The following is a 14,259-nucleotide window of genomic DNA, read 5'->3' as shown; positions in this document are numbered from 1 at the left end:
GAATACAAAATGACCAAATCGGTTTTACATTCAATAATAACAAATATATATGAAATGTCATAAAAAATACAAGTATTTTCTCTTGGAAATACTTGTATTCCTAAAAAAAATCCTCACAGCTTTTATTCTCTGTGAGGATTTCTTCTATTATATATCCAATTGAACCTCTACACCGAAATGATCTGAAATTACATTTCTGTTTGTACCATTAAAAATAACTTTTGAAGAATGAACTTTTTTACTTTGGTTACACAATATTAGATCGATTCGCAAATTATGTTTATTTTCATCCCAACCAGCAATCTCACCTTGGACAGTCGTTCCTTCATCCTTCTCTATTGCTAATTCATATGTGTCATACAACCCTTTTTGCATCATATACTCATAACCTTCGCCTTCCAACCGAGCATTGTTATTAAAATCCCCCATTAAGAAGGCGAGCTTATTGCTATCTACACGCTCCATCAAACGATCGACTTGACCTTCGAATGACTCTTCTTCATCATTCCACCAACCGAGATGGCAAGAGTAAAACGTTATATCCTTACCATTATAAGCAATTGTTGCACTTACAATTTTACGCGTTTTCCAATACGTTGTATCCTCGTTTTCTGAAATGAAGAACGTATCTTCTTTTATAATATTATGCTTCGTTATAATTGCTAATCCTTCTTCATACACGTCATAACCAATATGAGAGAAATCCCAAGTAATATTGTAATCTTTTACATGTAGCGCTTTTAACTCTTCTAATAGTAAAAGTCCAAAATTATCTTCTTTCTTGTTACCGCATACATTTTCAGCTTGTATGGACTGACTTACTTCTTGCAATGCGATGACATCGTACTCTTCTTCTTGAATTACTTTAGCAAGGTATTGTATCTTTTCTATTTGATTCTCTTCTTGCCAAGAATGACAGTTTAAAGTTAGCAATTTCATATTATTACGCACCTAACATATCTTGAATGTCTGACTTTAATACGTCAGCTTTCGGACCATATACCGCTTGTACACCTTTATCTTTTACAATAAGCCCTAAAGCACCATTTTGTTTCCACTGTGCTTCTGGTGCAACAACATCTAAATCTTTTACTGTTACACGTAAGCGTGTCATACAAGCATCTACGTCAGCAATATTTTCTTTTCCACCTAATAAATCGATAACTTTTGTTGCTAATGAACCGTCTTGTACATTTCCTGTTCCTTCTGATGCCTCATCTTCATTATCAATATAGTTACCTGCACGCCCTGGTGTTGGTAAATTGAATTTTTTAATTAAGAAATTAAATAGTGTAAAGTTAAGACCGAAGAACACTAATGAAACAATAACAAAGTTGATTAAGTCTCTTGTTAAACCTGCGTTAACCATCATTGGCGTACGAGTAATTAACTCAATAAATCCAAATGCATGAACACGTAAGTTAATTAAATCAGCTAGCGCGAATGCAAGTCCTGTTGTAATAGCATATACAACATATAATACTGGAGCAATAAACATGAACATGAATTCAATTGGTTCTGTTACACCTGTTAAGAATACTGCTAATGCTGCTGATAAAAACATTGGTTTATATTTTGCACGCTTTTCTTTATCAACGTTACGGAACATCGCAAATGCAATTCCCATTAAAGCTGCTGTTGAGCCGATAACTTGTCCAGCTTTGAAACGAGCTGGTACAACGTTATTTAATAAATCGTTATATGCCTTCGTATCTCCATTTGCTAATAAATTATTTAAATCTGTAATCCATGCAAGCCATAATGGATCTTGTCCTGCTACAACTTGTCCAACTTTTGAACCAGTTAGCATCGTATATGTTCCGCCTAGCTCTGTATAGTTCATCGGAATCGTTAACATATGGTGTAAACCAAATGGTAATAATAAACGCTCTAACGTTCCATATACAAACGGTGCAACAACTGGTGCACTATCTTTTGAAGCTGCAATCCAGCGACCAAATTCATTTAACCCACTTTGGATGAATGGCCATAGAAGTGATAATACAATCGCAGTAACTGTAGACCAAAGAATTACAACGAATGGTACAAATCGTTTTCCATTAAAGAATGCTAATGCCTGTGGCAGTTTATTATAGTTATAATATTTGTTATATAAAGTAGCTCCTAAGAAACCTGTGATAATCCCTACGAACACTCCCATGTTTAATGCAGGTGCACCAAGTACAGAAGTAAAGTAATCTTTTACAATTAAATCTCCCGCTATTACTGAAGAAACTTTCGCTTTTGAATCCGCTAACATTTCAGCGTTTACCCCAAATATAGCTCCTGTAATTCGGTTTGTTAAGACGAATGCTAATAGCGCTGCAAATGCACCACCTGCGCGATCTTTCGCCCAAGATCCCCCAATTGCTACTGCGAATAAGATGTGTAGATTTGTAATGATTGCCCAACCGATGTCTTCCATTACGCGAGCGATTGTATGAACTGCGTTAACATCCCCAGCAGACATACCAATTAACTTACCGATGGAAATCATTAAACCAGCTGCTGGCATTACGGCTACAACAACTAATAACGCTTTCCCGAACTTTTGCCAAAAATCAAAAGACGTAATTTTCATCTGTTCTTCCTCCCCTTTATTTATAAAAACATAATGATTTAAATTATAATTTCTGTTCCCTTTATGAAAACGATTCCTTATGTTACTTTATTTTTATCTTTACGCAACCGTTTTCATAAATCTATTTTAATAAAAGCGTTTTCACTTTGCAATAGAAATTTATTTTTTTTCATAAAAAAAGATGCTCAAAGAGCATCCTTTTTTATTATGAAATGCGATAAACCCTTGTTTCATAAGGCTTTAAAGCAATTGTTGTTACTTCTTCATGTTCCGCAACTTCATAGTTATTTAAAAGCAAACGTTTGCGTTCTAGTGCAAATGAACCCTCATTATACACAGCTTCCTCTTTTGAGATATTACTAATTACAATGACTTTTTCATCCTGTAACGTACGTGTATATGCATAAATTTGTGGATCGTCTTCTAAAAGTAAATCATACGTACCATAGTTCAGTACATCGTGCTCTTTTTTCAGGGCAATCATTTTCTTATAGAAATTGAAAATAGACTTTTCTTCATTTTTTTGCTTTTCAACATTAATTTCTTTGTAATTTGGATTCATGCTAAACCAAGGTGTACTTGTTGTGAAACCAGCATTCATCTCATCATTCCACTGCATAGGTGTACGTGAATTATCGCGGCAAGAAGCCCATATAATCTCCATCATATCTTGATGTGGTACGCCCTCTGCAATTTTCTCGCGATATAAATTTTTAATTGCTACATCATCGTAATCTTCAATATTTGGTAACTGAACATTTGTCATACCAATTTCTTGGCCTTGATAAATAAAAGGTGTACCGTGCATAAAGAAATACATCGCCCCTAGAGCTGTTGCACTTTCACGCCAATATTGTTTATCATCTCCCCATGTTGAAACGATACGTGGTTTATCGTGATTCTCAATATATAAAGCGTTCCATCCTTTATTTTCTAATCCTTTTTGCCATTTCGTTAATACTTTTTTCAATCCTACAACATCAAGGTCTTTCTTCTTCTCTGCATCCCATAAACTTAAATGTTCAAATTGGAATACCATATTGAACTTACCTTGCTCTTCTCCAACCCAAAGCTCAGCATCTTCAATCTTAACACCATTTGCTTCACCAACAGTCATAATATCGTACTTAGAGAATGTATTTTCTTTTAGCTCTTCTAATAAAGGTTGAATACCTTTCACATTCATATGTTTATCAAAAGATGGCACATATTTTAACCCTTTTGGATTTGGCATATCCTTGAGGCCTTCTTCTTTTTTAATATGACTGATCGCATCAACGCGGAAACCATCAATACCTTTATCAAGCCACCAATTAACCGTATCGTATAGTACTTCGCGAACTTCTTTATTCTCCCAGTTTAAATCTGGTTGTTTACGTGAGAATAAATGTAAATAATATTGTTCTGTTTCTTCATCATATTCCCATGCCGAACCATTAAAAATACTTTCCCAGTTGTTTGGCTCCGCACCATCTTTACCATCATGCCAAATATACCAATCACGCTTCGGATTATCTTTAGATGAACGTGATTCAATAAACCATGGATGTTCATCACTCGTATGATTAATAACTAAATCAATAATAAGCTTCATATCACGCTTATGAACTTCATCTAGTAAAGCATCAAAGTCTGCCATTGTACCAAACTCATCCATAATATCTTGATAATCACTAATATCATAACCATTATCATCATTAGGCGACTTATACATTGGACAAATCCAAATTACATCTATACCTAAATCTTTTAAATAATCCAGTTTTGCAATAATACCTTGTAAATCTCCAATACCATCACCATTTGAATCCATAAAGCTTCGTGGATAAATTTGATAAGCAACCGCTTCTTTCCACCATGTCTTATTCATAGTCATTCTCTCCTTTTGCATCCCATCGGAATTTTATGCAAACGTTTTCGTAACACTATCATAACAAAATATGAACAGTTTGCAACTGTTTTCATTGAACTCTATGTAGATTCTTTATTCTTATGCTTTATTTATTTCTCACAAAGGTAAATCTCATTCTTCACCTCTCCTTGTCCACGCGTATTACAGACATTTTTCATATATTAATAAAAAACTCTGATTATTTTAGAAAGGAGTAATAAATTGAAGCAAACAAAATTAACAGGTCGTATCGTTGTTCCCACAGATCCTGACTACGACGTAGCCCGAATGAATTTAAATTTAAGTATTCCAAAACTCCCTTGTATTATTGTTTTTTGTCAAAATAACAAGGATGTCTGTAACGCCTTAAAATGGGCACGTGAACGTCATATACCATTTCGGTTAAGAAGTGGACGTCATAGCTATGAAAATTTTTCTCTTTTAAATAGAGGACTTATTATTGATGTGAGTGAAATGCATCGCATTACATTACTGTTAATACAGAGAAATTAACAGCAACAATTGAGGCTGGTGCAAATCTTGGCACTGTTTATAAAGAACTTTGGAATTACGGTGTTACAATTCCTGCTGGTACAAGTGCAAGCGTTGGAGTTGTTGGATTAGCACTTGGCGGTGGTATTGGTATGCTTTCGCGCTTATTTGGATTAACATGTGATCAATTAATGGAAGTGGAAATGGTACAAGCGTGTGGAAAATTTGGTGCAAAACTCATTCGTGCAAATGAACAAGAAAACTCTAACCTTTTTTGGGCATGCCGTGGTGGCGGTGGTGGAAACTTCGGAATTGTCACTTCCTTAACTTTTCGAGTCCACCCGATAAAAAATGTATCAATTTTCTCAATTACATGGGAATGGGAAGACTTTATTGCTGCATTTCAAGCGTGGCAAAACTGGGCACCTTATATAGATGAACGTCTCACTTCATCGATCGAATTATTCGCCAAGCAACGAAATAAAATTGAAGCACAAGGCGAGTTTGTCGGTTCTCCCTCTGAACTCCATTCCCTATTATCCCCTCTTCTTGAAACTGGTAGCCCCTCTCTCTTTATAGAAGAAGTTCCTTATATAAAGGCTGTTGAATTTTTTAATGGAGGTAACATCCCTGAAAATTTTAAGCGCTCTGGTTCCTATGTCTATAAACCTATTCCCCTTAAAGGCATTCAAATCATGCAATCCTTTCTTTCTCATGCACCAAATAAAGATGCTAGTATTTGGCATCAATCGCTCATAGGTGCTGTTGAAAATATTTCGCCGAATGAAACGGCTTATTTTCATCGTAAAGCAATTATTGCTCAAGAATACATTACCTCTTGGAAATGCGATGATGAAGAAAATCGAAATATACGCTGGGTTAAAGGTTTACGAGAAAGCTTAGATCCTTATACACTAGGTGACTATGTGAACTGGCCCGATATCGACATTAAAAATTGGCAAACTAGTTATTATGGCTCTAACTTTCACAGATTACGTAAAGTAAAAACCATGTATGATCCTTGTGATGTTTTTCATTTCCAACAAAGTATTCCTCCTTTTCATACGTGAAAAAAGGGGATAACATAAAAAAATCATCCAATATACCGTTACCTCGCAGTATGTTGGATGATTCAAGTTGATTTTCTATATCGTTTCAAATTCTTGCTCCTACTCATAAACTTTTACTTACAGATTAATTGTATTTCGTATCATTTTCATGCAATGAATGTAATTTAATATTTGGTACTTTATCTTTTTCAATACCTCTATTATAAGAAACAGGAACTTGAAATTCAAATTGCTTTGTCTCATGTTTTTGTAAATAGACTGGTTTCGGTACTGGATAGCTTTTTGAATTCTCGTTTGCATTATCATATAAAACAACTTTTAATGCTTGTGAATGATTACGATAATTTTTTAAAGTAACAATGCACTTCGGTTGGATATTCTCTCCATTTTTCTCCATTCTACACTGGCTATCTTCTTTTTTATATTCTATTGCTTCTACCCCTGTTTTTCCTGCATAATACCATGTTTTATTCAATGTCTGGAGGATTGTATTTAAAATAAACGGCATCATTACAATCAAAATACTAGTACCTACTACTTTTATTTTATTCATTTTTCTAAATGTACTAGACTCCTTTTTTCCTAGCCATTTTAAAAATAATATAAATGCAATTACATGTAGTATGAAAGAAACAATCAATATATTTGAGACTTTATAATCCATATAAACATACGTATGTATCGGAATCTTATAGACATTGAATAGTTTTTCCCCAATTAATTCATTATCATTTGGAATTTTTAATAATAACAAAACCCCTATACTGTAACAAATAGCTACTAATCGATCATACTCAATACGAATCATTCTTTCTCCCCTTCACTTTGTATTTTATTATCGATTTTAGCTATTATTACCATACTATACAATCTTTTTATAGAGGATAACGTAAAAAAGTTCCTTATAAATATATAAAGAACCTTATTAATATACACTATGAATTAAAAAATCAATATACAATTTTCACATAGAGATTTCTTCAAAATATGTTGGATCATGTATTGTAATTTTTTTATCTAAAATTGTAACAATGCTATCATTTTTTAATTGTTTTAATACGCTGCTAACTGTCTCTCGAGATGTTCCAGATATTTTGGATATTTCAATTGTTGTAAGTGGACATGAAATTACAATCTTTTCTCCGCTCTGTTCTCCTAAATCCTGCATTAAATAATTTAACGTTTGGATAACACGATCTTGTGCATTAGGAATTGTAATATTTTGCACTCGATTTTCGTTCAATTTTAATATAGATGATAATTGCTGAACAACGTACATCAATTGTGTTCTGCTGGACTTTACCATATCTTCAAAGATTACCGTTGGAATATAATATACCTCCACATCCGTCATTGCTTCTGCTGTATAGTTATATCCTCTGTCTGTAAACATACCACCATAAGGAAAAATAGAATACCGCTTTACATAGTCATCGTATAATAAGTTCCCATTTTGATTAACCCGCTCTAACTTTACAAAACCATCTAACATGAAGTAAATTCTTTCCCTTGAATCCCCTTCTAAAAATAAAAATTGACCTTTTTTATAAGTTCGCCAATAAACAAACTCTGTTAAGCCTTTCAATTTTTTTTCTGTTAAATGAGCAAATAATTCGAACTGCTTTAAGTCTTTCACTACGTTCCGTCTATTCATAAAATTCCCTCTCTCTTGCTGTATGTTGGAGCGAAAAATCAAGAAAGCGTATTCAATTTGAATTTTATCATAATTAACTTGTATATTCAGATTTCATCATGAAAACTTTATGAACAATGAGTACAAAAAATATTAATAAATAAAAAGAATGAAGTTATTAACCTCATTCTTTTTTTACTACTAAGTAGCGTACATAATAATTTAAACATACATGCATACATTCTGTTTTGAAATAATAGTACCGGCTTTTTCTTCTAGTGCTTCATATACTTTTTCTAAAGACGTAATAATCGTTTTTCTTTTTGGATTTGTATTAACAAAATTAATAGCAGCTTCGATTTTTGGAAGCATGCTTCCCGCAGCAAATTGTTGTTCTTCAATATATTCTTCTAATTGATTCACTGTGACATGCTCTAATTTTTTTTGATTCGGTTGATTATAATTTACATACACATAATCAACTGCAGTTAAAATAACGAGCGTATCGGCATCTACTAATTCTGCTAATTTCTGCGCAGCGAAATCTTTATCGATAACCGCTTCAGTTCCTTTTAACCCTTCTTCAGAATCAATTACTGGAATTCCACCTCCGCCCACAGCTATCACTATGTTTCCATCTTCGACCAAAGAATTAATCACTTTATGTTCATGAATACTTACAGGCTTCGGTGATGGAACAACACGTCTCCATCCTCTACCAGCATCTTCTTTAAACACTGCTTTTGTTTCATCCATTAATTTTCTGGCCTCTTCTTCTGTATAAAAAGGACCAATTGGTTTAGTTGGATTTTTAAATGCCTCATCTTTTTTATCCACAACAACACGTGTTATAACCGTTGCTACATCTTTGTTTATATTCCGTTTTTTCAATGCCTTTTCAATTGCATTTTCCATCCAATATCCAATCATCCCTTGGCTCATTGCCCCACAAGTATCTAATGGCATTGCAGGTGTCTTTTCCGTTTCTGCAGCTTTTTGCTGTAATAAAATATTCCCCACTTGTGGGCCATTTCCATGCGCAATTACTATATCCACATCATTTTCCATTATTTTCACAAGTTGTTCTGCCGTTTTTTCCAACGCTTCTTGCTGCGCTCCCGCAGTAGCTTCTCCAGACTGTATCGCATTTCCCCCTAGTGCAACTACAATTTTTCTTCGTGCCATATTCCAGCCCTCCAGTTGATTTCGCTTTCACAGCGCTTTATAAAGTAATACTGCCTGTAATTAATCCATAAATCGCAAAGAATGCTAAAGCACCAATTGCTACGGATGATGCTAATTCCACTCGAGTAAATATTTGCTTCGAACTCTTTTGCTTTTGAACATTGTAAAAAATAAAAATACCTGGCGCATATAAAGTCATTGTTAATAATAAATACTCTAAACCGGCTGCATAAACTAACCACACGCCATAAATACTTGCGATCAAGCCAATTATTATATTTTTATTTCGATCTGCTTCTTCAGACTTTAAGCTATGCTTCAGTTGATAAAATGCTGAAAAAGCATATGGGATTAAAATAGCTGAAGATGCTAAAGAGAATGCAAAGTTATACGCCTGATCAGAAACGACGAATGTTAACAAGAATATTTGTATTAAACCATTTGTTATCCATAATGAATTTACTGGAGCCTTATTTTTATTTTCTTTTGCGAACCATTTTGGAAATACTCCATCTTTAGCCGCTAAATATGGAATTTCAGAAGCGAGCAAAGTCCAACCTAACCAAGCACCTAATACAGAGATGACTAAACCTAAATTAATAAAGATAGCACCCCATTTTCCAACAACACTTTCAAACAAATAAGCCATAGCCGGATTTTTCAAACCTGCAATGTCTGCTTGCTGCATAAGTCCAAGAGACAATAATGTGATTAAAATGTAAATGATGAGTGTACCAATTAAGCCAATAACGGTTGCTTTCCCTACATCACTTCTATTTTTTGCTCGACTGGATAAAACAACAGCCCCTTCTACCCCAATAAATACCCATAAAGTTACAAGCATTGTACTTTTAACTTGGCTGCCAACTGCTCCCCATGAAAAAGAACCAGTTTGCCCCCAAAATCCATCTAAGAACGTATCAATATGAAACGCAAAGATTCCTATGACAATAAATACAAATACAGGTACTAATTTTGCGATTGTAGTTACTAAATTCACAAGGGCTGCTGATTGAACTCCACGTAAAATTAACATGTGAACACACCATAATAATACGCTTGCACCAATAATGGATTCTACATTTTGACCGCCTTCAAAGATCGGGAAGAAATATCCTAATGAAGAAAACAATAATGTACCGTAAGCTACATTCCCAAGCCAAGCAGATAGCCAGTATCCCCACGCACTATTAAACCCCATAAAATTACCAAACCCTGCTTTTGCATAGCTAAAAATACCACCATCTAAATCTGGCCGTTTTACAGTTAGATTTTGAAAAGATAATCCGAGTGCGATCATCCCAATTCCTGTTATAACCCAGCCAATAATAATGGCTCCAGCACCAGCACCTTTTGCCATATCACTCGCTAAATTAAAGGCTCCACCGCCAATCATAGACCCAACTACAAGAGCCGTTAGTGTAAACAACCCTAATTTCTTATCTTCACCCATTCCACTCACCTGTTATGAAGTGACCTTTGTCAATAGTTTTTCACCCATAATATTTTTCTTGATGGCATACAAAAGCTTCAGAAATAAGATCTATCGACAGTTAACCACTCTGTTATTCGTGGATTGGTTACCTCAGGTTAATGGTTCGTCGTTAGGCTCTTATAATCTCACTGCGTGGATCACACCTTTTCAAATTCTAATAAATAGCTTGTTTATCAGAATTTCAGCCATGCCAGAAGAGGTGAGTCATAGATAGCCAGACCTGTAATTCACTATCTCTGAAGCTCATCTATGCCATCAATTGATACCTTTGGTTTCTAACTATGAATGAATCAATCAACTTCATATCCTTCCCTCTTTATTTTCGGTGAATTTTACCTGTTTCTAATCCCCATATAAAACACCCCAGTTCTCTTGCGATAGCTGTAACGGCAACATTTCTAGGTTTCCCTTGATATATCATGCGATAATATTTTCTTTGTAACCTTTCTACAGCCTGATCCGCATAAGCAATCACTTCGCTTCGTTGCCCTTTTTGTCTTGCTTTCACTCGCTTCGATTTTAATCCGATTGTTCCTTTTACCAACGCATTTGCACATTCTACAAGAGTAGACCTAACGGTCGAATTTCCTTGTTTTGTAATCGAACGTCGACTGATTTTTTCTCCACTTGAGCTTTCGCTTGGTGTCAATCCTACATAAGCCATAAATGCTTTAGCCGTGGGAAAACGAGTGAAGTCTGCAATTTCCACATGAACAGTCATTGCCGATGTTGTATCTATACCTTTTAAGCATCTTAAATTTGCGATTGGTTCTTCGTACCTTTCACGATGAGATAATTCTTCTAATCTCAGACTGAACCGCTCAATTTTATCGACTAGAACATCATACTGTAATAGGTATTCGCCTAACGTTTCTTTGAATAATCCTTGTAGATCAAGATTCTTTAACCATTTCATATAAGCGATTGTCCAGCTTGATTTCCCTTCATACACATAGCCATGCCTTAAAAGGAATGCTTTTATCTGTTGTTTTATTTTTTTCAAAGATGTTTTAAAATCACCTAACATGCGGATATACTCTTTCACGGCAACATCCTCTTCTTCTGGAACATATACTTCTTTATAGGTGCCATTTGCTAAATTAAGAGCAATCATTTTGGCATCGAATTTATCATTTTTAACCATTTTATTTTTTGATGAACTGTACATTGTTGTGGGAGCTAAAATATCACAATCAATTCCATTTTGTTCAAGAAGATTATGAAGTGAATACCCTAAACAACCAGCCTCATATCCAGCTTTAATTTTTATATCTTCACCATATTTTGTTTTCAGTTTCTCAACGAATTTTTTTACGAGAGATACATTTGAAGCACATCGTGCTTCTCTTACAATTTCCCCAGTTGTTCCGTGTAGTGCACATAAGCTAAAACTTTCCTTGTGGACATCCATCCCAATATAGATTATATTTTCCATAGTGGCCTCCTATTATCATAGGGTATAACCCCATTCATAATGTTTTCATTCATTATTATGGGTTAAAATCCCTGACTTGATAATCTAGGAGGTCGCTTCATATTATCTCTCTTTAATTGCAATAACAATACAAAAGCAATAGTGAATGATAGTGTCTAAAGGAGGAGAAAGAAGAAAGGAAGACTCCCTTTCTTCTTTACTCCATGTTTCCTAAAGTAGCTGCCATAACCGCTTTAATTGTATGCATTCTATTTTCAGCTTGATCAAATACTTTTGAATGTTTACTGCGGAATACTTCGTCAGTTACCTCCATTTCTTTCAACCCATATTTCTCATAAACTTCTTCGCCATACATCGTTTCAACATCATGAAATGCAGGTAAACAATGTAAGAAAATCACGTTTTCATTCCCTGTTGCTTTAATCATTTTCATATTTACTTGATAAGGTTTCAATAACTCGACACGTTCAGCAAATTTTTCTTCTTCCCCCATAGACACCCATACATCTGTATAAATTACATCTGCATTCGCAACAGCTTCTTCCACATTACTTGTTATCATTACTTGTTCATTATATTTTTTTGCTAAATCAATTACTTCTTGTGCAGGCCATAAAGATTCCGGTGTACAAATACGTACATCCATTCCAACGATTGCTCCACCAACTAGTAAGCTATTAGCAACATTATTTCGCCCATCGCCAACGTAAACGAGCTTCACATTTTTCAATTTCCCTATATGTTCTCTAATTGTTAATAAATCTGCTAGTGTTTGTGTTGGATGCCACATATCTGTTAATCCATTCCAAACTGGCACACCAGAATTTTGTGCTAAAGATTCTACAGTTTCATGATTAAATCCACGAAACTCAATTCCGTCAAACATACGCCCTAACACTTTTGCTGTATCCTCTACAGATTCTTTTTTCCCAAGTTGAATATCACCTTTCCCTAAATATTCAGGATTTGCCCCTAAATCTGTACATGCTACTGTAAATGCACAACGCGTACGAGTAGAAGTTTTTTCAAATAAGAGCGCTACATTTTTACCTTCTAAATAATGATGCGGGATACCGTTTTTCTTTTTCTCTTTTAATTCTGCTGCCAAATCTAGAAAATATAACAATTCTTCTTGTGTAAAATCTTTTTCTGCTAGAAAGCTTCTTCCTTTTAAATTTGGTCTAGTCATTAACATAATTCATCCCTACTTTCTCCGTTATTTATACTAAATATCTTTACGAACAATTGGCATACTCATGCAACGTGGACCCCCACGACCACGAGATAATTCCGAACTTAGCACCTCAATCACTTCTATACCGTGTTCACGTAATAACGTATTAGATACATAGTTACGATCATATGTAACAACTACACCTGGCGCAATTGCTAATGTGTTCGAGCCATCATTCCATTGTTCACGAGCAGAAGCAATTACATCTCCTCCTCCACATGGAATAAGAACTAATTCACTTAAGCCTAATACCTCTTTTAATGCTTCCATTAAAGAAGTACGATGTGTAATTTTAAGAGTTTCCTCATCTGATCCTTTTTCTAAAATATAAATATTCATATTCCCTTTTGGCCCTTGAATGGCTGGGTGAATTGTAAACTTGTCATAATCAACCATTGTAAATACTGTATCTAAATGCATAAATGCTCGACATTTTGGAATTTCTATTGCTAACACTTTCTTAATTTTATTTTGTCGGCTAAAAAGATTTTTAGCTAAACGTTCAATTGCTTTAGCTGAAGTACGAGCAGATACTCCAATCGCAATTGTTTCTTCATTTAAAATTAGCTCGTCGCCACCTTCAATTGGAAATTTATAATCACGATCTAACCAGATTGGTACATTATGTTTTGCAAATCTTGGATGATATTTAATGATGTACTCCATGAATAATGATTCACGTCTACGCGCTGGTTCTCTCATCTTATTTATCGTTAAGCCATCGCCCACGCTAGCTGCTGGGTCACGAGTAAAATATAAATTAGGCATTGGATCTAAGTAAAACGGATAGTGATCTTCCATTAATTCATATAAATGTGTCTTCTTACTTGTTTCAATTTCGTTTTTCCGTACACCGCCCATAATTTTTTGAATTAATTCTTCATTTGAAAAGGAAAGTAAATATTCTTTTAAAGTTTGATGTGCAACATTTACGTCGGCCTGTCCTTCTTTTAAAATACGATCAACAAATTCTTCTCGAAGTTTTTTATCTACTAACGCCTCAGCGGCTAGTTTTTCTAAATAAAGAACTTCAACACCCCGATTGCGTAACGTTTGTGCAAAATAATCATGCTCTTTTTGAATAATTGGTAAGTATGGAATATCGTCAAATAATAATTGCTGCAAATAATCTGGCGTCAAGTTTTCCACTTCTTTACCCGGTCGTTTTAATAAAACCGTTTGTAATTCCCCAATTTCTGAAGTAACATGTATCGGATGTTTCATTTGTTGTACCTCCTTTTAA

The 14,259-nt window shown here is 34.6% G+C and carries 10 protein-coding genes and 1 pseudogene; 1 reads left to right on the top strand and 10 read right to left on the bottom strand.

Features of this window, described 5'->3' with window-relative positions:
* Window positions 1-147 precede the first annotated feature (147 nt).
* The 3 genes from MHH55_RS23250 to MHH55_RS23240 form a co-directional block, all read right to left on the bottom strand.
* A complete protein-coding gene (locus MHH55_RS23250) occupies window positions 148-939 on the bottom strand; it encodes an endonuclease/exonuclease/phosphatase family protein (protein ID WP_000771985.1) in 792 nt (263 codons plus the stop codon).
* A 4-nt stretch (window positions 940-943) separates the two neighbouring features.
* Complete coding sequence (locus tag MHH55_RS23245) at window positions 944-2,581, bottom strand: PTS transporter subunit IIBC (protein ID WP_000705560.1); 1,638 nt, start codon at window positions 2,579-2,581, stop codon at window positions 944-946.
* A gap of 205 nt (window positions 2,582-2,786) precedes the next feature.
* The gene (locus MHH55_RS23240; protein WP_001044710.1) at window positions 2,787-4,451 is read right to left on the bottom strand and encodes a glycoside hydrolase family 13 protein; all 1,665 of its coding nucleotides are present in this window, start codon (window positions 4,449-4,451) and stop codon (window positions 2,787-2,789) included.
* A 243-nt stretch (window positions 4,452-4,694) separates the two neighbouring features.
* On the opposite strand from MHH55_RS23240, the pseudogene MHH55_RS23235 reads away from it, so the two are divergent.
* Window positions 4,695-6,034, top strand: a pseudogene (locus MHH55_RS23235) (FAD-dependent oxidoreductase).
* Between the two features lie 124 nt (window positions 6,035-6,158).
* Here the strand turns inward: MHH55_RS23235 and MHH55_RS23230 are convergent.
* The 7 genes from MHH55_RS23230 to arcA form a co-directional block, all read right to left on the bottom strand.
* Window positions 6,159-6,842 carry a hypothetical protein gene (locus MHH55_RS23230; RefSeq protein WP_000619186.1) on the bottom strand — a complete coding sequence of 228 codons (684 nt, stop codon included), beginning with the start codon at window positions 6,840-6,842 and terminating at the stop codon, window positions 6,159-6,161.
* Between the two features lie 156 nt (window positions 6,843-6,998).
* The gene (locus MHH55_RS23225) at window positions 6,999-7,688 is read right to left on the bottom strand and encodes a Crp/Fnr family transcriptional regulator (RefSeq protein WP_001081905.1); all 690 of its coding nucleotides are present in this window, start codon (window positions 7,686-7,688) and stop codon (window positions 6,999-7,001) included.
* A gap of 201 nt (window positions 7,689-7,889) precedes the next feature.
* Window positions 7,890-8,852, bottom strand: coding sequence for a carbamate kinase (arcC, locus tag MHH55_RS23220; RefSeq protein ID WP_000113951.1), 963 nt, complete (start codon window positions 8,850-8,852; stop codon window positions 7,890-7,892).
* A 37-nt stretch (window positions 8,853-8,889) separates the two neighbouring features.
* Window positions 8,890-10,305 carry an arginine-ornithine antiporter gene (gene arcD, locus MHH55_RS23215; protein ID WP_000503412.1) on the bottom strand — a complete coding sequence of 472 codons (1,416 nt, stop codon included), beginning with the start codon at window positions 10,303-10,305 and terminating at the stop codon, window positions 8,890-8,892.
* A gap of 358 nt (window positions 10,306-10,663) precedes the next feature.
* Window positions 10,664-11,782, bottom strand: coding sequence for an IS110 family transposase (locus MHH55_RS23210; protein ID WP_340880263.1), 1,119 nt, complete (start codon window positions 11,780-11,782; stop codon window positions 10,664-10,666).
* Window positions 11,783-11,978: 196 nt separating this feature from the next.
* Window positions 11,979-12,977 carry an ornithine carbamoyltransferase gene (gene argF / locus MHH55_RS23205; RefSeq protein WP_000930289.1) on the bottom strand — a complete coding sequence of 333 codons (999 nt, stop codon included), beginning with the start codon at window positions 12,975-12,977 and terminating at the stop codon, window positions 11,979-11,981.
* Between the two features lie 30 nt (window positions 12,978-13,007).
* The gene (gene arcA / locus MHH55_RS23200) at window positions 13,008-14,240 is read right to left on the bottom strand and encodes an arginine deiminase (RefSeq protein WP_000682331.1); all 1,233 of its coding nucleotides are present in this window, start codon (window positions 14,238-14,240) and stop codon (window positions 13,008-13,010) included.
* Window positions 14,241-14,259 lie beyond the last annotated feature (19 nt).

Origin of the sequence: Bacillus sp. FSL K6-2944, from assembly GCF_038005385.1 — a bacterium.
In the GTDB taxonomy this organism is placed as follows: Bacteria; Bacillota; Bacilli; order Bacillales; family Bacillaceae_G; genus Bacillus_A; species Bacillus_A cereus.
The sequence above is the reverse complement of the archived record's forward strand: the minus strand, read 5'-3'. Positions and strand labels throughout refer to the sequence as shown.